General features: G+C 51.5%; 23 protein-coding genes. 21 read left to right on the forward strand and 2 right to left on the reverse strand.

The genetic code is table 11. From position 1 onward, the window contains the following. Position 1 precedes the first annotated feature (1 nt). From J2T14_RS14525 to J2T14_RS14560, 8 genes are all read left to right on the forward strand, one after another. The gene (locus J2T14_RS14525) at positions 2-1,162 is read left to right on the forward strand and encodes an aminotransferase class I/II-fold pyridoxal phosphate-dependent enzyme (RefSeq protein ID WP_307471817.1); all 1,161 of its coding nucleotides are present in this window, start codon (positions 2-4) and stop codon (positions 1,160-1,162) included. Between the two features lie 544 nt (positions 1,163-1,706). Beyond that, positions 1,707-2,843, forward strand: coding sequence for a cyclic dehypoxanthinyl futalosine synthase (mqnC, locus tag J2T14_RS14530; protein ID WP_307471819.1), 1,137 nt, complete (start codon positions 1,707-1,709; stop codon positions 2,841-2,843). Between the two features lie 164 nt (positions 2,844-3,007). After that, positions 3,008-3,940: a putative sporulation protein YtxC gene (locus tag J2T14_RS14535; protein ID WP_307206992.1), complete on the forward strand. Its 933-nt coding sequence runs from the start codon at positions 3,008-3,010 to the stop codon at positions 3,938-3,940. Positions 3,941-4,397: 457 nt separating this feature from the next. After that, entirely contained in the window at positions 4,398-6,335 is a 1,938-nt protein-coding gene (gene thrS / locus J2T14_RS14540; protein ID WP_307471821.1) for a threonine--tRNA ligase, read from the forward strand. An 87-nt stretch (positions 6,336-6,422) separates the two neighbouring features. Next, the gene (locus J2T14_RS14545; protein ID WP_307206996.1) at positions 6,423-7,010 is read left to right on the forward strand and encodes a 3D domain-containing protein; all 588 of its coding nucleotides are present in this window, start codon (positions 6,423-6,425) and stop codon (positions 7,008-7,010) included. A gap of 62 nt (positions 7,011-7,072) precedes the next feature. Continuing rightward, positions 7,073-7,204, forward strand: a complete 132-nt coding sequence (locus J2T14_RS14550) for a hypothetical protein (protein WP_307206997.1) — start codon at positions 7,073-7,075, stop codon at positions 7,202-7,204. Positions 7,205-7,376: 172 nt separating this feature from the next. Then, positions 7,377-8,771, forward strand: a complete 1,395-nt coding sequence (locus J2T14_RS14555; RefSeq protein ID WP_307471823.1) for a methyl-accepting chemotaxis protein — start codon at positions 7,377-7,379, stop codon at positions 8,769-8,771. Between the two features lie 130 nt (positions 8,772-8,901). Beyond that, positions 8,902-9,285 (forward strand): hypothetical protein, encoded by a 384-nt coding sequence (locus tag J2T14_RS14560; RefSeq protein ID WP_307471825.1) that lies wholly within the window; start codon positions 8,902-8,904, stop codon positions 9,283-9,285. A 61-nt stretch (positions 9,286-9,346) separates the two neighbouring features. On the opposite strand, the gene J2T14_RS14565 is transcribed toward J2T14_RS14560, so the two are convergent. Then, a complete protein-coding gene (locus tag J2T14_RS14565; RefSeq protein ID WP_307471826.1) occupies positions 9,347-10,639 on the reverse strand; it encodes an ammonium transporter in 1,293 nt (430 codons plus the stop codon). 302 nt (positions 10,640-10,941) lie between these two features. Here J2T14_RS14565 and liaF point away from each other — a divergent pair, with 302 nt between their 5' ends. The 11 genes from liaF (at position 10,942) to serC (ending at position 23,954) form a co-directional block, all read left to right on the forward strand. Further along, on the forward strand, positions 10,942-11,994 hold the full coding sequence (gene liaF / locus J2T14_RS14570; protein ID WP_307471827.1) for a cell wall-active antibiotics response protein LiaF: 1,053 nt from the start codon (positions 10,942-10,944) through the stop codon (positions 11,992-11,994). Positions 11,995-12,000: 6 nt separating this feature from the next. Continuing rightward, on the forward strand, positions 12,001-13,035 hold the full coding sequence (locus J2T14_RS14575) for a sensor histidine kinase (protein ID WP_307207006.1): 1,035 nt from the start codon (positions 12,001-12,003) through the stop codon (positions 13,033-13,035). After that, positions 13,032-13,697, forward strand: coding sequence for a response regulator (locus tag J2T14_RS14580; protein WP_307471829.1), 666 nt, complete (start codon positions 13,032-13,034; stop codon positions 13,695-13,697). The genes J2T14_RS14575 and J2T14_RS14580 overlap by 4 nt, the downstream gene beginning before the upstream one ends. Before the next feature lie 93 nt (positions 13,698-13,790). Next, the gene (locus J2T14_RS14585) at positions 13,791-14,198 is read left to right on the forward strand and encodes a YugN family protein (protein WP_307207010.1); all 408 of its coding nucleotides are present in this window, start codon (positions 13,791-13,793) and stop codon (positions 14,196-14,198) included. A gap of 186 nt (positions 14,199-14,384) precedes the next feature. Next, complete coding sequence (locus J2T14_RS14590) at positions 14,385-16,043, forward strand: S1C family serine protease (protein WP_307471831.1); 1,659 nt, start codon at positions 14,385-14,387, stop codon at positions 16,041-16,043. A 73-nt stretch (positions 16,044-16,116) separates the two neighbouring features. Continuing rightward, positions 16,117-16,812, forward strand: coding sequence for a response regulator transcription factor (locus tag J2T14_RS14595; RefSeq protein ID WP_307471833.1), 696 nt, complete (start codon positions 16,117-16,119; stop codon positions 16,810-16,812). 4 nt (positions 16,813-16,816) lie between these two features. After that, entirely contained in the window at positions 16,817-18,343 is a 1,527-nt protein-coding gene (locus J2T14_RS14600) for a sensor histidine kinase (RefSeq protein WP_307471835.1), read from the forward strand. A 40-nt stretch (positions 18,344-18,383) separates the two neighbouring features. Continuing rightward, entirely contained in the window at positions 18,384-19,343 is a 960-nt protein-coding gene (locus tag J2T14_RS14605; RefSeq protein ID WP_307471836.1) for a 4-hydroxy-3-methylbut-2-enyl diphosphate reductase, read from the forward strand. Positions 19,344-19,881: 538 nt separating this feature from the next. Beyond that, positions 19,882-20,943 (forward strand): 3-deoxy-7-phosphoheptulonate synthase, encoded by a 1,062-nt coding sequence (gene aroF, locus J2T14_RS14610; protein WP_307471838.1) that lies wholly within the window; start codon positions 19,882-19,884, stop codon positions 20,941-20,943. Between the two features lie 247 nt (positions 20,944-21,190). Beyond that, positions 21,191-22,615, forward strand: coding sequence for a type I glutamate--ammonia ligase (gene glnA, locus J2T14_RS14615; protein ID WP_307471840.1), 1,425 nt, complete (start codon positions 21,191-21,193; stop codon positions 22,613-22,615). A gap of 253 nt (positions 22,616-22,868) precedes the next feature. Further along, positions 22,869-23,954 carry a 3-phosphoserine/phosphohydroxythreonine transaminase gene (gene serC / locus J2T14_RS14620; protein WP_307471842.1) on the forward strand — a complete coding sequence of 362 codons (1,086 nt, stop codon included), beginning with the start codon at positions 22,869-22,871 and terminating at the stop codon, positions 23,952-23,954. Positions 23,955-24,028: 74 nt separating this feature from the next. Here serC and J2T14_RS14625 read toward each other — a convergent pair whose 3' ends face one another. After that, positions 24,029-24,745, reverse strand: a complete 717-nt coding sequence (locus tag J2T14_RS14625; protein ID WP_307471845.1) for a response regulator transcription factor — start codon at positions 24,743-24,745, stop codon at positions 24,029-24,031. Positions 24,746-24,890: 145 nt separating this feature from the next. Here J2T14_RS14625 and trmL point away from each other — a divergent pair, with 145 nt between their 5' ends. Together trmL and J2T14_RS14635 are read left to right on the forward strand one after the other, a co-directional pair. Next, positions 24,891-25,355 carry a tRNA (uridine(34)/cytosine(34)/5-carboxymethylaminomethyluridine(34)-2'-O)-methyltransferase TrmL gene (trmL, locus tag J2T14_RS14630; protein WP_307471847.1) on the forward strand — a complete coding sequence of 155 codons (465 nt, stop codon included), beginning with the start codon at positions 24,891-24,893 and terminating at the stop codon, positions 25,353-25,355. Between the two features lie 157 nt (positions 25,356-25,512). Continuing rightward, the gene (locus J2T14_RS14635) at positions 25,513-25,761 is read left to right on the forward strand and encodes an AbrB/MazE/SpoVT family DNA-binding domain-containing protein (RefSeq protein WP_307207030.1); all 249 of its coding nucleotides are present in this window, start codon (positions 25,513-25,515) and stop codon (positions 25,759-25,761) included. Positions 25,762-26,027: the final 266 nt, after the last annotated feature.

Genomic DNA, 26,027 nt, shown 5'->3' on the forward strand with positions numbered 1-26,027 from the left:
CATGAGCGAACGGAATAACAAGGATCGCAAGTTCGCGACGAAGCTGCTTCATTTCGGCGCGGATATCGACGAACATACGGGCGCATCAAGCGTACCGATCTTCCAGGCTTCAACTTTCCATCATCATGATATATTCAATCCGCCGCAATATGATTACAGCCGATCGGGTAACCCGACCCGTCAAGCGCTCGAGGATTATATCGCATTGCTGGAAGGCGGTACGCATGGCTTCGCCTTCGCTTCCGGCATGGCGGCGATCTCGACGACGTTCCTGCTGTTGTCGGCAGGCGAGCATGTGATCGTAACGGAAGACGTATACGGCGGTACTTACCGCCTTCTGACCACGATTCTGAGCCGTCTCGGAATCGAGTCGACATTCGTCGACATGACAGACTTCGAATCGGTGAAGGCGGCGCTGAAGCCGAACACGAAAGCGGTATTCATGGAGACGCCTTCCAATCCGACGCTTAAGATTACGAACATCGCCGAAACGACGGCATGGGCGAAGGAGCATGGCTTGCTGACGATGCTCGACAATACGTTCATGACGCCGTATCATCAGCGTCCGATCGAGCAAGGCGTGGACATCGTGCTGCATAGCGCAACGAAATTCCTAAGCGGCCATAGCGATGTGTTGGCGGGTCTTGCGGTTACGGCCGACGAAGGACTGGGACGCCGCTTGAAGACGCTGCAAAACGGCATGGGCACTGTTCTGAGCGCCCAGGAATCATGGTTGCTCATGCGAGGCATGAAGACGCTGCAAGCCCGCATGGAGCATAGCGAGCGCAGCGCGCGCAAGCTCGCGGAATGGCTGTCGAGCCACCCGCTGGTCGAAGCCGTATACTATCCGGGCCTGGCCGACCATCCGGGTCGCGAGATTCACGAGAGCCAGTCGCTCGGTTACGGCGCGGTCGTATCCTTCGACGTAGGCGGCGGCGACAAAGCGAAGACCGTGTTAAACGCGGTTCAGCTTCCGCTCGTTGCGGTCAGCCTTGGCGCGGTGGAGAGCATTCTCTCCTATCCGGCGATGATGTCGCATGCGGCTATGCCGCGCGAAGTGCGGCTTGAACGGGGCATTACCGACGGCCTCGTACGTTATTCCGTCGGCCTGGAGGACATCGACGATCTGATCGCAGATCTCGACGCAGCGCTGCGCGCCTAAACATAACAGCATGACTGGATAATCATTGCGACAAACGAGCATATCTCAACCAATATTTTGAGCGCGCGGCTCCAATCGCTCACTGAAGCTGGCCTGCTCGTCAAGATTGAAGGCGATTCAAACCGCGCGCAAACGATGTACCGGCCAACTTAAAAGGCACTTGATCTGTTTCCGGTCGTATTTGCCATCATGCACTGGGGCCTTAAATACAATCCGAATACCGATATGAGCATTCCGATCATGCAGGAACTAATTACGAACGAAAAAGGGCTGGAGCGCCTTTTGCGAAATTTCGACGATATTACCTCATAATCAATCACAAGTTAGGAAGGGGTATCTCAGGTCATCGGAGAGATACCTCTTCTTTCGCTCCTAGGGAGAAGTTCAGTTGTACGCATGAGTCATATTGACGGACTATGCCCAAGCGGCATTCTTCTCAATATTGACATTTTGATCGGTTCGTGATGGGTTACTTTAGCTTCTCGTTTGTGATAGGATTATTCATTGAAAGACTACTAAGATCGGAACGAAGGAGGTCTACGGAATGGGAACGTTGGACCGTATATTGGATAAATCGCTTCGCGGCGAACGCATTACGCTGGAAGAGGGCATGGAGCTGCTAGCATCGGATCAGATCGAGAAGATGGGGCATATCGCCAATCAGATTATGCTGAGGAAGCATCCCGAGCCGATTACGACATTCGTCGTAGGCCGCAACGTCAATTACACGAACGTGTGCGACGTCTATTGCCGTTTCTGCGCTTTCTATCGCGCGCCGGGCTCCAAGGAAGGTTACGTGCTGGACGATGAACTGATTTTGAGCAAAATTCAAGAAACGGTCGACGTTGGCGGCACTGAAATATTAATGCAAGGCGGTACGAACCCGAACTTGCCGTTCACTTATTATATAGACTTGCTGCGCAAGATTAAGCAGCGCTTCCCGAATATTACGATGCATTCGTTCTCGCCAGCCGAGATTCAGAAGATGAAGGTCGTATCGGACGGCTTGTCGCTGGACGAAGTCATCAAGCAAATTCATGAAGCAGGTTTGGACTCGCTGCCAGGCGGCGGAGCTGAAATTTTGGATGATAGAACCCGTCGCAAAATTAGCCGCCTCAAGGGTTCGTGGACGGATTGGATGGACGTCATGAAGTCCGCTCACCGTCACGGCATGAACACAACGGCTACTATGGTATATGGATTGGGAGAAACGGTTGAGGAACGCGCGCTTCACATGCTCCGCATTCGTGATGCCCAGGATGAATGTATCGCGAACAAGTACGATTCGAAGGGTTTCCTGGCCTTCATCTCGTGGCCGTTCCAGCCGGACAATACGAATTTGAAGCTGGAGAAGGCGAAGCCGGAGGAGTACCTGCGTATCGTAGCGGCTAGCCGGATCATGCTCGACAATATCGATAACTTCCAATCGTCATGGGTAACGATGGGACCGGAAATGGGCAAGTTATCGCTGTCTTACGGCTGCAACGACTTCGGCAGCACGATGATCGAGGAAAACGTCGTATCCGCGGCGGGCACGACGCATAAGGTAAACATCGAGCTCATTCTCAAGCTCATCCGCGAAGCGGGCAAAATCCCGGCTCAGCGGGATACGAAATACAATATTTTGAAGATGTACAACGAGTCCGACAAAGCCGATGTCGACTTTGTGATGCAGAATTAGCAATCATTCACTTATAGATAATAGCGCCTGTCTGGATTAGCCCAGACAGGCGCTTATTTGTCTTTAAGGACGACAGGATGAATGCCCAAGCTTATTCCAATCTCTTCATCGTATATCCCCCTCGGGGAGACCATATACTGATAAGGAACGAAAGGGGTGAGCTCATGGAGCTGTTTACTGTATCGTTGCCTGCAAGCGCCATGCCTAGGGCGGGCGAATTAGTCAAATCAATGACGGAGCAAACAGTCGTTGCTTTACATATCGACTCAAATACACAATCAGCCGCTGCAGTTGAATTTCTTTCGACTAGCGATCATGACATTCGATGCGACGCCGTACTGCCGGCTTTCCAATTGCAGTCGCATGGGCCGGTCATCTATAGGGCGACATCGAATGTTTTGGCCGAATATGTAGTGAATGAGCTGGAAACCGGCATATTGGCTTCCATCATTCGCAAAAAGTACCGGAATAATCCGAATGCCGAGCCGGCGATAATCGAGAAGTATTGCCATGACATGCTGCATGGCAAGGAATGGGATGGCCTTGGAACGAAGTTTCTCGATGCGGACCGGCAACGGCGCAAAAACAAAGTGGCCGAAGAGATCGAGGTTTACTTGCAGACGCATACGCATCTGAATCTGGAAGGTTTTGCAACCTTCCGTTTGGAACTGTATCGCAAGGAGCTTGCCGAAGTCGTTGAATATGCACTGGACGAATACGTGCTTGATAAGCAGTACCAGGAGTTTATTTCGTTGCTCAAATATTTCGTTTTTCTGCAGGAAACGAAAGTGCCGCATGTTCATTTGCTCCATAAAGGAGGTCATGAATTCTCGATCTACAACGAGTTTTTCCAGCCCCTTGAGCCAAAGCCGCCATCTGACCGCATTGTAGCCGAGATGCTGGAGACGGAAATGAATATCGAAGACATGGTCATCAGCTCGCTGATCTCGGTATCTCCGAAGCATATTACGATCCATACCCGGCAGCCGGATATGCAGGTGATCCGCACCATCGAGACCATCTTCGACACTAGAGTAACCGTATGCGTGAAGTGTGCGTCTTGCAGCAGCAGCTTTGACGAGGTTGTGCAGCCATAGCCGGAAAGCGTGTGGCATGAGATGGCTAGTCAGGTCTGATAACTGGTCAGTCTTGACCAATAGCGCCAAGAACGCTATAATTGTCCACATATACGATTGCAACAGCAATGACAAAGACATGTATTGGCTACCGGTGCTCGGCTCAGAGAGAGGAAACGACGGCTGCAATTTCCTTCCGAACATAAGCGAATATACCCCTTTGAAGCTGTACGGTTGAACCCGAGGCGTCACCCGGCATTATCTGAGTCCGGCGCCAAGGCAGTAAGTTGTACCGGTTATCCCCGTTATCGGATTATTACAAGGACTGTTTTGATTAATAACAAGCAGTCGAAGTAGGGTGGAACCACGGGTATGCAAGCACTCGTCCCTTTGCGGGATGCGTGCTTTTTTTGCGTTCATTTTAACGCTCGATGATGCTGCAGTGATTATTGAAGACGACAATGGAGGATGTAGAACAATGGCAATTCAAGTTACTTTGCCGGATGGCGCGATACGCGAATATGAAGCCGGCACTACGATCGAAGAGGTAGCGGGGTCGATCAGCTCCGGACTTAAGAAAAATGCGATAGCAGGTAAAATAAACGGTAAAGTGGTCGACGTTTACACGCAGATCGAAGCGGATTCCGCGATTGAGATCGTTACCGTGGATTCGGCCGACGGCCTAGAGGTATACCGTCACAGCACGGCGCATCTAATGGCCCAAGCGATCAAGCGCATCTATGGCGAGACTAGCGTAAAGCTCGGCATCGGTCCCGTCATCGAAGACGGTTTCTATTATGATATCGACATGGAGCAGTCGCTAACGCCGGAGGATCTCGTTAAGATCGAGAAGGAAATGGAGAAGATCGTTCAGCAAAATCTCGATATTCGCCGCCGCGTCGTAAGCAGAGCGGAAGCGCTCGATATCTTCACGAAGCTGGACGACAACCTGAAGCTCGAGCTCATACGCGATCTGCCCGAAGAATCGGTTATTACGATGTATGACCAAGGGGAATTTTTCGACCTTTGCCGCGGTCCTCATCTGCCGTCCACTGGCCGCATTAAGGCGTTCAAGCTGCTTAGCGTTGCCGGTGCCTATTGGCGCGGCGATTCGAAGAACAAAATGCTGCAGCGTATTTACGGAACGGCTTTCCCTAAGAAGTCCCAGCTTGACGAGCATCTTCACTTCCTGGAGGAAGCGAAGAAACGCGACCACCGGAAGCTCGGCCGCGAGCTGAAGATGTTCACGTTCTCGCGCGAAGTCGGGCAAGGTCTGCCGCTTTGGCTGCCGAACGGCTCGAAGCTTCGCAGAACGATGGAGCGTTATATCGTAGACTTGGAAGAGCGTCTTGGCTATGAGCATGTGTATACGCCCGTACTCGCCAATGTGGAATTGTACAAAACATCCGGTCACTGGGAGCACTACAGCGAGGATATGTTCCCTAAAATGGTGATGGACAACGAGGAGCTTGTTCTTCGTCCGATGAACTGCCCGCATCATATGATGGTGTTCAAAAGCGATATGCGCAGCTACCGCGATCTGCCCGTCCGTATTGCCGAGCTCGGCACGATGCACCGTTACGAGATGTCCGGTGCGCTTACAGGCCTTCACCGCGTACGCGCGATGACGCTTAACGACGCGCATATTTTCTGCCGTCCGGATCAAATTAAAGAGGAATTCGCCCGTGTCGTTAATCTGATTCGCAAAGTGTACGAGGACTTCGGCATTAAGGAATACCGTTTCCGCCTGTCGTACCGGGATCCGAAGGACACGGAAAAATATTTCCAAAACGACGAGATGTGGGAAATGTCGCAGCGCATGCTGCGCGAGGTTGTCGAAGAGCTGGAGCTGCCATTCTTCGAGGCGGAAGGCGAGGCTGCATTCTACGGTCCTAAGCTGGACGTTCAGATCAAGACGGCGCTTGGCAAGGAAGAGACGCTCTCCACGGCACAGCTCGATTTCTTGCTGCCTGAGCGCTTCGAGCTCGAATACGTCGGCGATGACGGCAAGAAGCATCGTCCTGTCGTTATTCACCGCGGCATCATCAGCACAATGGAGCGGATGACGGCGTTCTTGCTCGAGAACTTCGCAGGCGCATTGCCGCTATGGCTGTCGCCGGTGCAAGCGAAGGTCATTCCCGTATCGACTGCATACGAGGAATATGCCCGCAGCGTAGCCGAGCAATTGCAGGCGAGCGGCATCCGCGTGGAGAGCGACCTCCGCAACGAGAAGCTCGGTTACAAGATCCGCGAAGCGCAGCTGGAGAAAGCGCCGTACATGCTCGTTGTCGGCGAGAACGAGATGCAAGCGGGCGCGGTTTCCGTCCGCAAGCGAGGCGAAGGCGACATCGGCGCAATGCCGGTCGCCGATTTGATCGGCCTGCTTCAGAAGGAGATTGCCGAGAAGCAGCAATAAGCAATTCGTATCGTTGAACAATACGCATAATATGCATAAAGCTTGTACCGTCTGGGCATTATTCTCTGTGAGGAGGAAGTAGCCCAGATGGTAACAAGCTTTTTTTATTGGATCAAAGGAATCCCTTTACTGCTATACATGGCGATCATTGCAATAGCTATGAATACGAGCGCTACGAGCGTCTCGGCGGAAACGGAAGTCGCAGCGCGGCATATGAGCGTAGAACAATCGGCGAGAGCGCAAGCATATACGAAACAGAAGGATGAGCCGGATACCGTGAAGGTCGTTGCCACAGGCTATACGGCCGGCGTGGAGTCTACGGGCAAGCGTCCGGGACATCCGCAATACGGCATAACGTATTCCGGCGTCAAAGTAAGACGGGACCAAGTGTCGACGATCGCGGCCGATCCGAAGTTTCTTCCGATCGGAACGCTTCTCTACATTCCGGGGTATGGCTATGGCGTCGTGGCCGATACGGGCGCGGCGATCAAAGGCAACAAGATCGATTTGTACTTCGAAACGATCAAGGAAGTATACGAGCAATGGGGCAAGCGGACAGTCGACGTTCAAGTGCTTCGGCGAGGCTCCGGAAAGCTGTCCCAATCGTGGTTGAACCAGATTAATCAGGCGGTTGAAGCCGGCAAACCGATCCCTCAGACGTACCTCGAGTCGTAACAAACGGTCGAATAATAAGGTACAAACTTGCCATACTATTGAGGGACGGGGAGGTGAATACAATGGCAAAGAACAAAAACAATAAAGCTCAGAACAACCAATACAATGCCGAATTCGCTGAAGAGTTCAACCAAAACAATACGAATACGGCCGGCAAGCAATCCAACGCCGTACAACAAAAACCACAGAAATAACGCTTTGAACACGTAACCGGAAAATAATAAAAAAGCGATAGCGCCGCCATAGGTTTCCTATGGCGGCTTCTTCGTTTAGCGTTCTTGTTGGAAGCGCTTTACAGTTGTCGAATGCTGGTATATAATGTAGAAAATTTTTGTATTATGATCCTGAGAGGGGCGGACATTTGCTATGAGCGCTGTCGCACGCTGGTTTTCCCGTAATAACCCATCTGCAGAAGGCCCGTCTAACGGGTATCATCATGAACGCATGACCAAGCTGTTGAATGAATCGGTCGTTATTTCGGACCAATTGCATGCGGCCGTAGATGAGGTCGACCAAACGATCGGCCATCTAACCGACATCGCCGATCAGTCCGCCGTGCAAGAGCAGACGCTTCGCGCAAACAGCTCTCTAGCGATGAGCAGAATCGAGGAAACGTTCGCAGCCCTGCAGGAAGTATCGTCGGCAGCGGAGGAGATAAGCGAAGCATCGGCTCATCTGAATAGGAAGAGCCAAGAAACGAAGGAAGTCGTCATCGACGTATGCCGCTCCCTGACAAGCACGGACCAAGTCATGAGCGATTTGAACGCGCATAATCAGAATATGGAGCAGCATATCCGCCAGCTTATCGACCAGACCTCATACATAAATGAAATTAACCAATTCATCCAAGAAATCGTGTCGCAGACTTCGCTTCTTGCGTTGAACGCTTCTATCGAAGCGGCGCATGCGGGCGAATCCGGCCGCGGCTTTGCCGTTGTCGCTCAGCAGATCAAGAAACTCGCCGAGCAGAGCGGAGAAGCGGTCAAGCGATCATCCGAGCTCGTGGAACAGATCGAGAACGGCGTCAAACGCGTCGTGGACGCCGTTGATTTGGAGAAAGCGTCCGTAGAGCGCGGCGTTGCCGAGATGGCCGTCAACAAGGAGCGCATGGACGTTATATTCTCCCGCATTGTCGAGGTGGATAAGCTGGTCCAGCAGACAAGCGCGGCCAGCAGTCAGCAGACGGCGCATATGGCAGGCACGACCTTAATGCTGAAGGACGTTGTCGGCTCTGTAGACGAGACGCTCCAGAGCGTGGACGGCACGCTGCGGATGACGAAGAAGCAGCGCGAGCAGATCGGCAAGCTGAACCGTATCAGCCGCAATCTGCAGCGCAGCTCCGCCGATCTGTCCGAGGCGGTAGACCAAGTAGGCATCAACCGTGTGGACAATACGGTGAAAGTGAACGTACAATCGCTTCTTGAGTGGCTAAGAGTCGCGGCTACCGACCAAGAGCTTGCGTCGCTTGATGAGATCAAGCACGAGGCGAAGCTGACGGAACTGCTCCGCTCGAAGCCGGAAATTGAGGCGATCTGGTCCAACCGCGACGACGGTTCCTTCCTGTTCTCTCTCCCGGAGGCGGGTTTGCTGAACGCGAAAGGGCGGGAATGGTGGAAGCGGGCGATTGCCGGTCAGACGTTCCGGTCGGAAATTTACGTATCGGCGATTACGAAGCAGCCTTGTTTGACTATTTCCGTTCCGATCATCAAGGATGGCGTTAAGATCATTGGTGTCATCGGCGTCGATATTTCGTTGAAATAATGGACGACATGCACAAAAAAATAGCTGACATGGACAAAGATCTGTCAAAAAAACAGTTTTCAAACCGCCTTTATTTGTTGTATGATTGATTATGTAAGTAATAATCACATGACAAGACAGGTGAACTATCATGGTAGATCCGATTATTCATACGGCCTTCAGCCGCACGTCACATCATTACAAAGCGGGCGAAGTATTTCCGTTTATTGACGCTTTCATAGCGAAGAAGGAACAGGAAATAACGGAAATCGAACAAATGGTCGAGCGTTACGAGAAGCGCCGCTTAATGGAGGATCGCGCCTACCAATCCATGTCTACGCTCAAGAGGCTGTTCACAGGCAAGAAACCGGACCATCACTTGGCTGTCGAATATATTCATTTCGTGAAGAAGCCGATGGAGAAGGTTCGCGCCCTCAGGCTGGAGATTGAGAATGCGAGATCGATTCAGAACCGTGCGTCCGCAAACGACATTGTATCGGTATCCGATGAGCTTGCGGTTGAGATGATCGATTAAGTGCAATATATAAAAGAAGAACCGTCTGAACGCATATGCGTTCAGACGGTTCTTCTTATTTTTAATTGCTCTTCAGCTTATCGACATCAAGGAAGTCATGCTCCTGGCTGTATGCGGGAACGCCATGAATACCGACATCGAGACCGACCAATTCTTCGTCCTTCGAGACGCGAACCGGGATGATTTTGCGAATGAGCCAAAGAACGCCCCATGTGATCGCGAAGCCCCATGCGGATACGATGACGAGACCGATCGCTTGCGCGCCAAGCAGATTCCAGCCGCCGCCGTAGAACAGACCGTAATAGCCTTTGCCGATGGCCTCGGTCAGCTCTGGCATTGCGAACAAGCCGACAGCGAGCGTACCCAGACTGCCGCTAATGCCGTGCACCGCGAACGCGCCGACGGGATCGTCGATTTGCTTCCTCTCCAGCCATTCCGTTACGAGCACCATCGCGATGCCGCATACGGCGCCGATGCCGATCGCCGCGCCGTCGGATACGAAGGCGCAACCGGCCGTAATGCCGACAAGACCGGCAAGCGAGCCGTTGATGACCATTGGCGGATCAGCCTTCTTGTAGCGGAACATTGTGAACAGAATGCAGGTTGCGCCGCCAGCGGCGGCCGACAGCATCGTCGTAACGGCAATATGGCCGATTGCCGTGTTCGTTGCGCTAAGCGTACTGCCCGCATTGAAGCCGAACCAGCCGAACCAGAGGATGAACGCGCCTACCGAGGCGAGCGGCAGATTGGAAGGCGGCACGATATTGACTTTGCCGTCAGCCATGAACTTGCCGATTCGCGGGCCGATGAAGATCGCGGCCGCAAGCGCCGAGAAGCCGCCAAGGGCGTGAATGACGGCGGAACCGGCGAAGTCGATCATGCCAAGCTTGCCGATAAAGCCGCTGCCGGACCAGACCCAGTGGCCCGCGAGCGGGTAGATGATGCCGGTCATAGCGATCGTTAACAAAATATAAGCTCTAAAGTTGATTCTCTCGGCGACTGCGCCGGAAACAATCGAAATAACGGCGATTACGAACGCGCACTGGAACAGCCAGTACGTTTCATGCGAAATATTCAACTGAATATGCGATAGGTCGCCATTCATAAGGAAACCGGTCGTGCCGATGATACCGCCGGCATCCTTGCCGTACATAAAAGCAAAACCGATAAAATAAAAGACGAGTGCTCCGAACGCAATATCGACGAATACTTTCATAATGATGCTGACGGCGTTTTTCTGCCGGACGAAGCCTGCTTCGAGCAAGGCGAATCCGCCCTCCATAAGTAAAATCATCGCTGCCGTCAAAACGACCCATATCGTATCAAGTCCCTTTGACAGTTCTATAACGTCCATTGTTGTCATCCCCGATCGTCATGTAATTCGTATTCGTTCTCTCTTTCTTCTCCTAATCCGTTCATCATTATAAAGAGTAGGAGTTAACTATGTCAACGCCTCCACGTTATGTTTCGTAACGCATGTCAGCTATTTATGGCGCGAAATGTGGAAAAAAGCCGTTTTTGCTCGACAAGTCGTAAGCAAACTCAGTCTCCAGACCGATTCACATTTCAATCGGCCGTCCCTTTTTATATAGCAGTGTCGTCCGTTATACTAGAGCTATCACACTAAGGCGCAGTCTTGAAGGAGTTGGATAATGGATGAACGGAAACTTTGTTGGACGATTGCTTACCGGGATCGTCATTATAGCGATAGGCGTCATGTTTCTATTGAGACAGATGGGTCATGTAAGCTTCGATGTAGGAGAGGTGTTCTCCACGTACTGGCCGCTTATCCTCATTTTCTTCGGCATTCAGGGATTAATCTCGAACGCCCGCCATCAGGGATCCGGTTGGTGGAACGGCATCGTGCTCATTATCGGATTCGTCTTCCTTGGCCGCAACCTCGATTGGTTCGATTGGTCGATCGGAGATATTATTCCTTACATTTGGCCGATTATTATTATCGTAGTGGGCTTCAAGATGCTTTGGAGGCCGAAGAGGAACTACACGCCGCCATCCGACGACTGGGAGCAGTACCGTCCTTTCTCGAACGATGAGGACGTGCCCCCGGCACCTCCGCTTCACCCGGATCCGACGAAAGGTCCGAATTTGAAGAAGGAAGATAAGCCTGAGACGATGCAGCATGACGATGATCAAGTGAGTTGGACCTCGGGCAGCACCGGCGCAGACTACGGGGAAGAGGCGCCGCCATTCAAGAAGCCTTACAAGGATTGGAAGCAGGAGCATAAGCGCGCTTATAAAGAATGGAAGAAAGATATGAAGCACGGTCACCGCAAAGAGCATGTGGAGTGGTGGAATCATAGCGACAAAGGCGTGCAGAGTAGATCCGGCTTTATCGGCGATATTCATATCGGGCAAGATTATTGGGAGCTTAAACCGTTGAACGTATCTCATTTCATCGGCGATACGATACTCGATCTGACGAAGGCCCAAGTAGCGAATGGGGAAACGAGAGTGACGATCTCCTCGTTCATCGGCGATGTGAAGGTATACGTGCCGAACGATTACGAGATTGGCGTACAGGTCATTACGAGTTCCTTCATGGGCGATGTGAAAATACTGGATCAGAAGGAGGGCGGCATGTTCAAGAACATGAGCATTCAATCGCCTTCCTATACCGAATCGGACAAAAAAATCAAGCTGATCGTCAGCACCTTTATCGGCGATGTGCGCGTGACGAAGGTGGGGTAAGCGGGGATGATGGTTCGTTTTCTGCGAAGCGGCAAGTGGGAGCTGATCTCGATGTTCGTAGCGGCATCGGTCGTTTCGTTCTTATTGGCCGCCCTTACATGGAGCGGATTAAAGCAAGGGACAACAATGACGGAAGCGCGCCTCGGAGCGGCATCCGTCTTCCTCCTTGTGAGCGCCGTATTCGGTTACTGGGCCGCACAGCGAATCCAGAGGCGTATCGATACGCTTCATTTGTCGTTCAAGCAGGCTGCTAACGGCAATTATAGCGTTCGGATTACGGAGTTCGGCCATGTGTCGTTTAATGAGCTTTACCGAGAATTCAATGCGCTGGCGGAGCAGATGGAAGAGAAGATGAAATGGATCCAAATGGTCGGCGAGGAGCAGATCATGGAGGGGACGCTCTCGAATGAGGCTGCCGTGCTCGAGGAGCGGAAGCGGCTTGCGCGCGACTTGCACGATACGGTCAGCCAGCAGTTGTTCGCCATTCATATGTGCGCCTCGTCGCTTCCTAAGCTGCAGCAGGTCGATCGCGAGCGTGCCGATTCGGTGATGGAGCAGCTCGTCCAGATGTCGAACACGGCGCAAAAACAGATGCGCAACTTCATCGCGCAGCTCAGGCCGATGGAGTTGGAAGGCCGAACGCTTCAGGAGGCGCTTGACAAATGGTTTCCCGATTATTGCCGGCAAAATAATTTGCAGGGCGTGCTGGAATGGCGGATGAACGACGAGCTGTCCGAGGCGAAGGAGCATCAGCTGTTTCTTATTATTCAGGAAGCGATGGCGAATGTCGTGAAGCATGCGGGAGCAAGTCTTTGCACGCTGACCCTTGCCGATACGGAACGGCAGGTCGTCATGAGCCTGCAGGATGACGGCGAGGGTTTCAAAGTCAGTGAAGTGAAGCGCGGCTCATACGGCTTGTCGACGATGCAGGAGAGGGCGCAGAAGCTGGGCGGCAATGCGGAAATACTGAGCAAGCCGGGCAGCGGAACGAGAGTGAAGGTGACAATTCCAACGATATGGCGGGGAGAGAACAAGAAATGAGCGCATTGGACACGATTAAAATCATGATCGTTGACGATCACGATATGGTGAGAACGGGACTGCGAACGTACTTGATGCTGGAGCCGAAGTTTGAAGTGATCGCAGAAGCGGGCAGCGGGCAAGATGCATTGAATGTACTCGGAGGCAGAACGCAGGAGACGATGCCGGATATGATCCTGATGGATTTGATGATGCCGGGCATGGACGGTATCGAGACGACGAGAGCGGTATTGGCCAAGCATCCGCATATCAAGATCGTCATGCTGACAAGCTTTCTGGAAGATGACAAGGTGTACGGGGCGATCGAAGCGGGGGCGACCAGCTATGTATTGAAGACGGTGTCTTCCGAGGAGCTCATCTATGCGCTTGGCGCAGCTTTCAAAGGCATGCCGGTCATGACGGCGGACGTCTCGCAAGCGCTAACGAGAGGATTGCGTCAACGGACGGCTCAATCCGGGGATGAGGGCCTTACCGAACGCGAGAAGGAAGTGCTGCTGCTCATTGCCGACGGTCAATCCAATAAGGAGATTGCCGAGGAGCTTCATATTAGCATCAAAACGGTCAAGACGCACGTCAGCAATCTGTTGATGAAATGCGAGCTTGAGGATCGCACGCAGCTGGCGGTACTGGCGCATCGCAAAGGCTGGGCGAAGCGCGCCTAAGACACATAATATGGAGAATGGCGGTTATACTACCTGTTAATGTACTGAAGCTGCGATTGTAAGGCAGACGCAAGCGCAAAGGAGTAGACCGTCATGAAATTCATTGCGTCATCGATAGAGTCCAAGGAGCAGAACTTCAATGAAGCCAGAGCCGTTCTGGACCAGCATCAATTTACATTGGGAGGCAACTGGGAATATAGAAGCGGCTCCTTCGACCGAGCATTGGATGAATCGCATAAAGTATGGCTTCGTATTCCGTTCGATATCGTAAACGGCTATATCGATAGCGAAACCACGGAGAACGATGCGACGATTAGGCTGGGCAAGCCTTATGTGCTCAAGCATCTCTACCAAGAGGGCAACGATCCCGAAGCTTCGATTAGAGCGTTCGGCGCGATGTTCGACCAGTTTCAATCGCCGTCGAACCCCGATGCCCCAATCGAGGACCGCTGGATTACGCGCGCGAAGCAAGCGATAACCGAGGTCGAGGGGTTATTTTAAAAATCGAATGAAAGCAATAAAAAGCGCTCTCTTTGCATGAAGAGTGCGTTTTTTTATTTTTGTTTAAATTCCTTTTAATATTGTTTTAAGGTAGAATGTGCATGATAGAACTAAATCAACGAGCTCGCCTCTAACGGAAAACGAAAGATGAGGCATGAACGATATTTTTCAAGGAGGCTTATCACGATGGACGACCAAAACAACAAAAAAGGCTATGATGATTTTTTTCGCGAACATAATGACGAGCAGCAGGACGCAAGCGGAAGAAATGAGCAAGATCAGTATGAAGCGGAGCCGGTAACTTCGGACCTTCCCGAACAGACGGCTAAGCCTTCCTACTATTATTCGTATGGGCCATTCAAAGCTGGCGCGCAGTCGGATTCCTCGCAGCCTAACCGTTATCAATCAACGACTCCGCAGTCGCAGCCGGAGCAAGGTTATAGTCATGCGAGCCCGGTGCAGGATGCTGGCGACACGTCATATGCGGTATCCGATGATGACGCTAACGTTACGGTTTCGCAGCCCGTGCAGCAACAGATTCGTCCGTTTACTCCGACAGGGGTGGGGAACAAAGGTCCTTGGACTGTAAGAGAACCGAAGCGCACCTCCTTCAAAGCGATGTTCGCTTCGTTCCTGGCCGGCGTCGTTCTTGTCGGCGGACTTATGTGGACGGCGGATACTCGTAACTGGTTCACTTCGGATCAAGTGCAAGCTACCGTGAAGGAATCGAATGGCAGCGGAACTACAGCGGGAGCGGGAAGCACGGGGGGCGGTTCTGCTACAACGGCTGGCGCTCCGTCGGCCGATGTCGCCGGACTGTTCGAAACGGCAAGCCCGGCGGTCGTGAAGATCGAGACGTTCACGAAAGTATCGAACGGCGGCGGTAGCATGTTAGACGATTCGTTCTTCCGTCAGTTCTTCGGCAATGACTTCCCTGGTACGGAACAGCAGGAGGAGCAAGGCACGGAAGATCAAATGCAGCAGACGGGTATCGGCACAGGCTTCTTCTTCGACAAGACCGGCTACATTCTGACGAATCAGCACGTTGTCGGCGAGTCGGACAAAATCGAAGTCATTGTTCAAGGCTACGACAAACCGTTTACGGCTGAGCTGCTCGGTTCAAGCTATGATTTGGACCTTGCGGTTCTTAAAGTAACAGGCGAGAATAATAAAGATTTCCCGACATTGCCGCTCGGCAGCTCCGAAGACATTAATATCGGCGATACGGTCGTCGCGATCGGCAATCCGTACGGCTTCGATCACACGGTAACCGTTGGCGTGCTTAGCGCCAAGGAACGTCCGATCGATATTCAAGATACGCAAGGCGAGCGCAACTATGAGCATTTGCTGCAGACAGACGCTTCGATTAATCCGGGCAACTCCGGCGGACCGCTGCTGAATCTGGAGGGCGAAGTCGTAGGCATCAATACGGCGGTAAGCTCCCAGGCGCAAGGTATTGGCTTCGCAATTCCGACGAGCACGATCCAAGAGGTGCTTGAAAGCCTGAAGAGCAACGTGGAAATTCCGAAGGAAGCCGTTCCATTCATTGGAGCTGAGCTGTCCGATGTGACCGAGGAAATTGCCAAACAGCTTGGTCTTAGCAAAGCCGAAGGTTCGATCGTTCGCAACGTGTACTACAAATCGCCTGCGCATGTGGCGGGGATCCAGCAGTATGACGTTATCGTGGGCATCGGAGGCAAGAAATACAGCAATACGCAGTCGTTGATCGATGCGATCAAGAAACAGAAGGTTGATGACAAAGTGCAGATGAATATTATCCGCCAAGGCAAAGAGCAAAACATCGAAGTCGTCATCGGCGACAAAAATAAATTCGTTACAGAGTAAGCAAGCATTGCAAATAAAGCGCAGAGCCTTATAATCTCTGCGCTTTTTGCTGCATTAGAAGAGGAGAATGAAGATGAGTAGACAACATATTGTAGTCGTTGACGACGATGACAAAATCATTTCGTTATTGCGTAGAAGCTTAGCATTCGAGGGTTATGAGGTCACAACCGCATCGAATGGCGCGGAAGGATTGAAGACGCTTCTGACAGCAGACCCGGATCTGCTCATATTGGATGTCATGATGCCGCAGATAGACGGCTGGGAAGTATGCAGACGGGTACGGGAGGGCGGCAGCGCCGTGCCGATTCTGATGCTGACGGCGAAGGATGATATTAATGATCGCGTTCGGGGGCTGGATCTTGGAGCGGACGATTACTTGGTCAAGCCGTTCGCACTGGAGGAGCTGCTCGCCCGTGTACGCGCCTTGCTGCGCCGTAAGTCGGACAAGCTGGAGGAGCAGGGCAACCAGCTCGTCTATGAGGATCTTGCGCTTGATATGGATGCCCGCGAGGCGATTCGCGCAAGCCGCCGCATCGAGCTAACGAGCAAGGAGTATGATCTGTTGCTGCTCTTCATGCAGAACCCGCGGCGCGTGCTGACGCGCGACTCCATTATGGAGAAGATATGGGGTTACGACTTTAGCGGCGAATCGAACGTGCTTGAGGTATATATTGCGATGCTCCGCCAAAAAGTTGAAGAGGGCGGAGGAAGCAGGCTAATCCAGACGGTTCGCGGCACCGGCTATGTGTTGCGCGGAGAGGCAGGTTAACGCTATGTCCATCCGTCTTCGCCTTACGCTATGGTACTCCGGCTTGCTCGCCGGAACGCTCATCGCGGTAGGGCTGATCGTCTATTTATTCGTCAATTGGAACACGTACGCCGAAGCGAAGGCGCAGCTTAAGGAGCAGAACAGTACCATTGTGATACAGCCTACGGTAAACTTTTTGGAGGGTGAATGGGATTTTCAAGTTGGCCGCGTGGGCAGAGGTCCTGATAAAAAGGATATCTATATGCAAATTGTAAGCTATAAAGACGGTGCGGTAAGGCAGGAGAATTTACTCTACGATTTGAGTACGATTATTCCATATCCCGAGGCTGACAAAAAACCGAAGGAAGGCTTCCGTAAAGTAAAAGTCACAATAAATGACGACAAATTCGATATGCTTACCTACCAACGCCCTATCGCCCTTGAAGATGGCAAGTTAATCGGAATAATGCAGCTCGCTGTGTTTTCCTATAATGAGGAAAAGTTTCTAGCAGGACTTCGAACTATTCTTATTTTTTCCTCCTTGTTCGTCGTCCTCATTGCCTTCACGGTCGGTCTGTTCATCGCTCGTCAGGCGCTGCGGCCAATCGAACGCGTTATTCGAGCGACGGAGCAGATCGAGAAAGGCTCGGAGCTGAATATGCGAATACCGGCTGCCGAATCCAATGATGAGATCGGCAGGCTCGTTCATACGCTTAATATGATGCTCTCCCGAATAGAGTTAGCTTATAACGAGCTCGATGAGTCCTATAAGGCACAGCGAAGGTTTGTGTCTGACGCATCGCATGAGCTTCGTACGCCGCTCACGACCATTCGCGGTAATATTGATCTGCTCGATCGCATGTGGACGCGTATCAAGGAAACGAACCCTGATAAAGGTAGCGGAGAGTGGCTGCCGTTCGATATGGAGCATTGGGATATGTCGCGCGAAGCGATGAGCGACATATCGGCAGAAACGAAGCGGATGAGCACGCTCGTGAATGATTTGCTTGCTCTGGCGAGGGCGGATGCCGGCTATGTGATGGAGAAGGAGCATTTAGCGCTTCTGCCCATCGCTGAGGAGGTTGCCCGCAGGGCGCAGCTGCTGCCGCGGACCGCGGAATGGCGTATAGGCGATCTGTCGGCTCTGGAAGGCGTATGCGTTAGAGGAAATCATGATTATTTGCAGCAGCTGCTGTTCATTTTCATTGAAAATGCCTTTAAGTATACGGAACGCGGTCATATCGAGCTTGGCGCTTTGCAAGGCGACGGACAAATCGGAATTACGGTTGAGGATACCGGCATCGGCATGAACCCTGACGAGATTCCGCATATATTCGACCGCTTCTATCGGGCAGACGAATCGCGTGGCGTTACGGTCGGAACGGGGCTTGGCTTATCGATTGCCAAGTGGATTATCGACGAGCACCAAGGCTCCGTAGAAGTAACCACGCGCGAAGGCCAAGGGACGAAGTTTACGATATGGCTGCCGATAGCCTTTTCCGGGAAGGCTCCTTCGACTATAATAGAAGGAACGGATCATTTAATACAGTAGTTCTAATAAGGCGTATCCGGTAAGAAAGCAGGTGCAATAGATGGAAATTGTTAAAATATCGCCGCGCGGCTACTGCTACGGCGTTGTCGATGCGATGGTGCTTGCCTTGCAGACGGCGAAAAACCTGGATTTGCCGCGGCCAATCTATATCCTTGGCATGATTGTCCATAATGCTCATGTAACGGAAGCGTTCGAGCAGGAGGGCGTTATTACGCTTGACGGAGCGAACCGTCTGGAGATATTGGATCAGATCGAAGAAGGCACCGTGATCTTCACGGCGCACGGCGTATCCCCCGAGGTACGCAAGCGCGCGAGGGAGAAGGGGCTGTCTGTCGTTGATGCGACCTGTCCCGACGTGACGAAGACGCATGACCTTATCCGCGAGAAGACGGCAGAAGGGTATCATATTATTTATATCGGGAAGAAGGGGCATCCCGAGCCGGAAGGCGCTATCGGAGTTGCGCCGGACATGGTGCATCTGATCGAGAAGGAAGAAGAGATCGAGTCGCTGCAAGTGCCGGAGGGGCGTCTTATCATCACGAACCAGACAACGATGTCTCAGTGGGATATCAGGCACATTATTCAGAAGCTGTCGGAGAAGTATCCGTCGGCCGAGGTTCATAATGAGATATGCCTCGCTACCCAGGTGCGGCAAGAAGCGGTTGCAGGTCAGGCTGGCGGCGCCCAGCTCTGCATCGTCGTAGGCGACCCTCGAAGCAATAACTCGAACCGCCTTGCGCAGGTATCGGAGGAGATCGCCGGCGTCAAAGCATACCGCGTAGCGGATGTATCCGAGATCGAGCGGGAGTGGCTGATCGGCATCGAGCGGGTAGCCGTGACATCCGGCGCTTCGACGCCTACGCCGCTTACCAAAGAGGTTATTGCCTACCTGGAGCAGTACGACGACAACAATCCCGACACTTGGGAAATTAAACGCACGGTCAACATGAACAAACTGCTTCCGAACATTAAAGTGAAGAGTGCGAGCGCTGCCGAGTAAGCCTCTTACTAATATCATCCAGTCTAAGTCGCAGGCCATTGTCGTGTGCTCCTTCATTGGAGCAATTCGGCAACGGCCCCTTTTGTCTAGCTGCTCTCACCCAACCTCGACTCGGCAATTGCGCGATAGTTCGATTTAAGGAAACTAATTGGTTTGAACAAAGAGAAACCGCTTCATTAGTTCGATTCTGGGAAACTAAAGAGGCGGTTTTGGTACATGGAGCGAAGATGGGCGATTTAATTCGATGAAATGGAGCTAAATGGGCATTTCAACGAGTATGGCGAAAATAGTTTGACAAAAGGACACAAACGGGTCTTAATCGTTACAGGGGCTTGAATAAATAAATCAAGCGTGAAATTTAGAATGAATATTTAGGTTGACGGTTAACATTTTATCTTGTATATTTACTTTAGTGATTAAAAGCGTAGAAGCTTCACAGCGTATAAGCTTAACAGCGTATAAGCGTTGCAGTACGAATGTTCGGAATTGTTAATAATTGAATAAGGAATAACCAATATAAATTACAGGAGTGATTAATATGATCGTCATTACAAATCCGCAAATTACAGAAGAACGCATTAACGAAATCGTTGCCCACATCGAGAAGTCAGGCGTGCAGGCGCATGTGTCCAGAGGTACGGACCGCACGGTCATCGGCATAATCGGCAAAGCTGAGCCTACGCTGGCCGAGCATCTGCGCCAGATGAAGGGCGTAGAAAACGTCATAAAGATTTCGAAGTCCTATAAGCTCGCAAGCCGCGACTTCCATCCGGACGATACGGTCATCGATATTAAGGGTGTAAAGATCGGCGGCAGCAATCTTGTCATTATGGGCGGACCGTGCGCGGTAGAATCGCCAGAGCAGATCGACGAGATTGCGCGCCTGGTCAAGGCGGCTGGCGGACAGGTGCTTCGGGGCGGCGCGTTCAAACCGCGTACCGGCCCATACAGCTTCCAGGGCGTTGGCGTAGAAGGATTGGTCATGATGGCGGAGGCGGGCAAGAAACACGGCTTGCTGACGATTACGGAAGTGATGACGCCGGAATACGTGGACGTGTGCGCGGAGTATGCCGACATTCTCCAGGTCGGCACGAGGAATATGCAGAACTTCGACCTGCTTCGCAAGCTCGGAACGATTCAGACGCCGGTGCTGCTGAAGAGAGGCTTCAGCTCTACGTACGACGAGTTCCTGAACGCTGCCGAATACATTCTGGCAGGCGGCAATCCGAACGTCATGCTGTGCGAGCGGGGAATCCGAACGTTCGAGACTTACACTCGCAACACGCTTGACCTGACCGCCATTCCGGTGCTGCAATCTCTTAGCCATCTGCCTGTTATATCAGATCCGAGCCACGGTACGGGCCGCCGCGAATTAGTAGAGCCGATGTCGAAAGCATCGGTTGCAGCGGGAGCGAACGGTCTGATCGTGGAAATGCACACCGATCCCGACAACTCCATGACTGGCGACGGTGTACAATCGTTGTTCCCGGATCAATTCGCCAACTTGCTGAAGCAATTGGAGCAGCTCGCACCTCTAGTAGGCAAACAGTTCGATACGCCGAAAGCGCCTGCCGAAGCGTTCAAGGAATGGAAAATTTAACATAGTCAAAAACGCCGCGTCCCCTTGCTGCAGCAAGGGTGGCGCGGTTTTTGTTATATTGCTTGAGGCGGAATTGTGAACATCTATGCAAACTTGTAAGTATACCTTACATCCCGATAAAAAATACCTTACATAGCTATTGACGGAGATGAAACCGTAGTTTTATAATAACGTCATGGTTTGGAGCAATTATTGAACAATACTTGTTCAACACAACGCTAATGTTCGGAAATGGAGGAAATTATTTATGTCAGTTCAAAATGTTTTGGACAATATTAAAGAAAACAGCATTCAGTTCGTGGATTTCCGTTTTGTGGATCTTCTGGGTCATGCTCACCACATCACGCTTCCAGCTACTGAAGTTGACGCAGACACTTTCGTAAACGGGGTAGCATTCGACGGTTCATCCATCCACGGCTTCCGCGGTATCGAGAATTCCGACATGGTAATGATGCCTGATACGGAATCCGTATTTATCGATCCTTTCACAACTCATCCAACATTGAACGTAATGTGTAATATCTATACGCCGGACGGCGAGCGCTACGATCGCGATCCGCGCAGTATTGCTCAAAAAGCTGAAGAATTTCTTCAAACGACTGGTATCGGTACGTCCGCATTCTTCGCACCTGAACCAGAATTTTTCATCTTCGACGAAGTTCGCTACGAAAGCTCGATGAACGCATCTTCCTACGTAGTTGAATCCGAAGAAGCAGCTTGGAACACAAACCGTAAAGAAGAAGGCGGCAACCTTGGTTCGAAGATCCCGGTTAAAGGCGGCTACGTTCCGGTAGCACCAGTTGACTCCCAACAAGATCTTCGCAGCGAAATGGTTCGTTTGCTTCAAGAATCCGGTCTTCGCGTTGAACGTCATCACCATGAAGTTGCAACGGCTGGCCAAGCGGAAATCAACTTCCGTTTCGATACGCTTACGAAAACAGCCGACAACCTGATGAAATTCAAATATATCATTCACAACACAGCTCGCCAATACGGCAAAACGGCTACTTTCATGCCTAAGCCATTGTTCGGCGACAACGGTAGCGGTATGCACGTCCATACGTCGATCTTCAACGGCGATTCCCCGTTGTTCTACGACAAAGGCGCTTACGCTAACCTGAGTGAACTCGCTATGCACTACATCGGCGGCGTACTTTACCACGCTCCGGCTCTAATCGCGATCACGAACCCAAGCACGAACTCGTTCAAACGTCTTGTGCCTGGTTACGAAGCACCGGTTAACCTTGTATTCTCGAAAGGCAACCGTTCCGCAGCGATCCGTATTCCAATCGCGGCTGTGACGCCTAAAGGCTGCCGTATCGAGTTCCGTACACCGGACAACACGGCTAACCCTTACCTTGCATTCGCGGCTATGCTGCTTGCAGGTCTGGACGGCATTAAGCGCAAGCTTGATCCTGTTGCTCTTGGCTATGGACCATTCGACAAAAACATCTATGAATTGCCGGAAGAAGAGAAGAAAGAAATCCGCAGCGTTCCAGGAACGCTTGACGAAGCGCTTAACGCGCTTGAAGCGGACTCCGCATTCTTGACTGAAAGCGGCGTATTCACGCAAGAATTCATCGATAACTACGTTGCAATCAAGCGCGCTGAAGCGAAAGCTGTTGCAATTCGTATTCACCCGCACGAATTCAGCCTTTACTACGATTGCTAATTCCTTAACACTCATCATATGAACGAGTCCCGCAAGGGGCTCGTTTTTTATATTGTCCAGCTGTGCTCACATAAACAAGGATTGGTCGATAAGCTTTCGCGACACTAAGTCCAAAATCCGAATGTTTTCGACAATTAATTGTCAATACGTTCGACTTTTATACTGTAAATACGCTCAAAGCACTTGATGCCAACGTTCAAAATTGCTATTATGTCCTTATCATGTATAAAGAATCAAAGGTGGGCTAACGGAAATGACTAGAGCTTTTAATTTTAACGCAGGACCAGCCGCTATACCGCTTGAAGTGCTGCAGCAAGCACAGGAGCAGTTCGTCGATTATCACGGAGCGGGTATGTCCATTATGGAGATGTCTCATCGCAGCGCGCTTTATGAGCAAGTGAACAACGAGGCGCAGTCGCTACTTCGCGAGCTGTACGGCGTTCCTGACAACTACCGCATTTTGTTCGTACAAGGCGGCGCGAGCACGCAGTTCGCGATGATCCCGCTTAATCTCGTTCGTCCAGGCCGTCCAGGCGCTTATGTGAAGACTGGCGCATGGGCAGACAAAGCGATTAAAGAAGCGAAGCTTGTTGGTGAAACGGTTATCGCCGCATCGACCGAATCCGACAAATACATGCGCATGCCGACGGCAGAAGAAATCGTCATTCCCGACAATGCCGCTTACCTCCATGTGACGTCGAACGAAACGATTGGCGGAACGCAGTTCTTCGACTTTCCGCAGACAGGCAACGTACCTCTTATCGCCGATATGTCCAGCGATATTCTGAGCCGTCCGGTGGATGTCAGCAAGTTCGGTCTTATTTATGCCGGCGCTCAGAAAAACCTTGGTCCATCCGGCGTAACGGTCGTCATTGTACGCGATGACTTAATTGCGGAGAGTCCTTCGACAATCCCGACCATGTTCCGTTACAGTACGCATGCATCGAACAACTCGCTTTATAATACGCCGCCTTCCTTCGCCGTCTACATGGTAAGCCTCGTGCTGAACTGGATCAAAGGAAAGGGCGGCATCGCTCAGATGGATCAGTTCAACCGCGACAAGACAAAGCTGATCTACGACAAGATCGACCAAAGCGGAGGCTTCTACATCGGCTGCGCGCAGCCTCAAAGCCGTTCGCTTATGAATATTACGTTCCGTATTCATAGCGAAGAGCTGGAGAAGCAGTTCATCAAGGAATCCGAGAAGGAAGGTTTCGTTGGCCTCAAGGGACATCGCGACGTTGGCGGCCTTCGCGCCTCGACGTACAACGCGGTTCCGCTGGAGAGTTGTCAGGCGCTTGCTCAGTTCATGGCCGACTTCCAGAAGCGCAACGGCTAATCCAGCCTAGCGACAAATACAAAGCGCCATCCCTTCCTATGCAGGAGGAGATGGCGCTTCTTCGTCGTCAAGTCTTAAGCGAACGACGATTCGGGCATTGCGGGCTCAAGCAGCTTATAACCGACGTTGCGGACCGTCATAATATATTCCGGCGTTCTGGCGTTCTTCTCGATCTTATCGCGCAGATGACTGATGTGAACATCGACGATGCGCGTATCGCCGAGGAAGTGGTAGTCCCAGACGCCGTGCAGCAGCTGCTGGCGACTAAGCACCTTGCCCTTATGCTTGCATAGAAAAAGCAGCAGCTCGAACTCCTTAGGGGTTAGTTCAATCAGTTTGCCATCAAAATAAACCTCGCGCTGCTCGGCGCGAACATTCAGTCTGCCTATATCATAGGTCGTGTTGTCGGATGTGCCAGGATTCGATTGGATTCGGCGAAAAACAGCCTGGATACGGGAGACAAGCTCCTGCGGACTGAACGGCTTCGTCATATAATCGTCGGCTCCGTTATCGAGCCCTGCGATCTTATCTGTAACGTCCTGGAGTGCGGTTAACATGATGACCGGTACGGCGTTGTTCTGCTTGCGAAGCTCCCTGCATACTTGAATGCCGTCCATCTTGGGCAGCATCAGATCAAGGACGATCAGATCGGGACGGAAAGGACGGAGCATATCGAATACGGCCTCGCCGTCGCTTACGCAGCGGACATCGTAGCCCGAGAGCTTCAGGTTGAATTCGATTAACATGGCGATGGAGGGTTCGTCATCGACGACCAATATTTTTTTTCGCATCGTTACATTTCTCCTTTGCCTTCTAATGATAATGTTAATTATAGAAGCCGAAATTTCGCGGAAGATTACCGTTACGTAAAATGCATGTAAAAATGGAAGGAAAATTGGTGTATAATTAGCGTTTAGAGAGGTGGGAAAGTGGGTTATGCCGTTTCATATCGTATTGGTAGAGCCGGAGATTCCGGCCAACACAGGCAATATTTCGCGCACATGCGCGGCTACGGGCACGCATCTGCATCTCGTCAGGCCGCTAGGCTTCGACACGGATGACCGTACGCTCAAGAGAGCCGGGCTCGATTATTGGCATTCGGTCCATATCGAATATCATGATTCGTTCGACGAGGTGCTCGAGCTTTACCCGGAGGGACGTTTCTTCTATGCCAGCACGAGAGCTACGAAGCCTTATTCGGATTTTGAATACCGCGACGGGGATTTCTTCGTATTCGGCAAAGAAACGAAGGGGCTGCCGCAGGAACTGATCGAAGCGAATCTCGATACCTGCATCCGCATGCCGATGACGGACAAGGTTCGTTCGCTTAATTTGTCCAACTCCGCCGCTATCGTCGTGTACGAGGCGCTCAGACAGACCGGATTCAAGGGGCTTTATTAAGATCGAACGATTGTATGAACAAACCTTCACTCATTTGTTGCAGGATATTAAGAAAATATGAATGAAGGAAGGAAATGCTGAATTATCATCGAAACACTATAATGCATAGGTTTCTCAGGTTAGGACTTGCGAATAAAGACACAAAAGAGGTGAAATGATGAAACCAGCAGGAGTAGTAAGAAAAGTGGATCAGCTTGGCCGTATTGTGCTTCCGAAATCGTTACGTAAACGTTATCTGATGAACGAGGGCGACCCTGTCGAAATTTTCGTCCAAGGCGACCATATCATATTGGAACGTTACCGGCCCAAATGCGTATTTTGCGGCTCTATGAACGAGGTTAGAGATTTCAAGGAACGTTATTTATGCGGTGTATGCGTAGAGGAAATGGGACAGCTCCGTCGTTAATTAACCGTTGACCAATTAAGGCGATAACAAAAAAAGCTTCTCGTGAGGGCATGTTGCTCTCGGAGAAGCTTTTTTTTAAAATATAGGAAAGTAGTATAAGTTTCACTCTTATACGCAAGCCTATATTTCACCGCGAAACGATCGCTATTGCTCTCGCTTACAGGCCTTTGGTTTTGTCGTCATTGTAGGAGCTTGTCAGCATCGCCGTAATGAACAACGCAAACACGGTCATAACAATAAGAAAGTTCATGTGCATTGCACCTCCA

Origin of the sequence: Paenibacillus harenae (genome assembly GCF_030812415.1) — a bacterium.
Taxonomy (GTDB): domain Bacteria; phylum Bacillota; class Bacilli; order Paenibacillales; family Paenibacillaceae; genus Pristimantibacillus; species Pristimantibacillus harenae_A.